Source organism: Falsirhodobacter sp. alg1, assembly GCF_000739715.2.
In the GTDB taxonomy this organism is placed as follows: domain Bacteria; phylum Pseudomonadota; class Alphaproteobacteria; order Rhodobacterales; family Rhodobacteraceae; genus Falsirhodobacter.
On sequence record NZ_BBJC02000084.1, the window covers coordinates 1 to 544 of the forward strand.

The window sequence follows — 544 nt, forward strand, 5'->3', positions numbered from 1 at the left end:
GAAAACCGGATCGGGCGGTCCGCGCGGGCCTGTGGGTTCGGGTGGCGGCACGGGCGGTATTCCGCCCCGCCTGATCGGGCTGGGGGCTGTTGCGGCGTTGGTGGTGATGTGGGGCTTTGCCTCCATCTATACCGTCCGGCCCGAGCAGCGTTCGGTTCAGCTGTTTCTTGGCGAATTCTCCGAGATCGGCCAGCCGGGTCTGAACTTCGCGCCATGGCCGCTGGTCACGCACGAGATCGTGGAAGTAACGGGAGAGCGGACGACCGATATCGGTATGGGCTCTTCGGGTGAAAACGACACGGGCCTGATGCTGACGCAGGATCAGAATATCGTGGACATCGGTTTCCAGGTTGTCTGGAATGTGGCCGATCCGTAAGGTCGAGAATCACGCCCGAGGCACGAGCCATTGCCGGAAGGTGCAGGACAAGGTTCGTGGAGCCGCCCGTGGCCATAAGGCCGACAAGCCCGTTGACATAGGCACGTTCGTCCAGAATTTCCGAAACCGGGGTATAGCTGTTGCCGAGCGCGGTGATCGAAACGGCGC

The 544-nt window shown here is 62.3% G+C and carries 2 pseudogenes; one reads left to right on the forward strand and one right to left on the reverse strand.

From position 1 onward, the window contains the following. Nucleotides 1–373 (forward strand): annotated as a pseudogene (locus TR36_RS15615) (HflK protein); the annotation flags it as partial. Here the strand turns inward: TR36_RS15615 and TR36_RS15270 are convergent. Next, nucleotides 369–544, reverse strand: a pseudogene (locus TR36_RS15270) (dihydroxy-acid dehydratase); the annotation flags it as partial. The pseudogenes TR36_RS15615 and TR36_RS15270 overlap by 5 nt on opposite strands.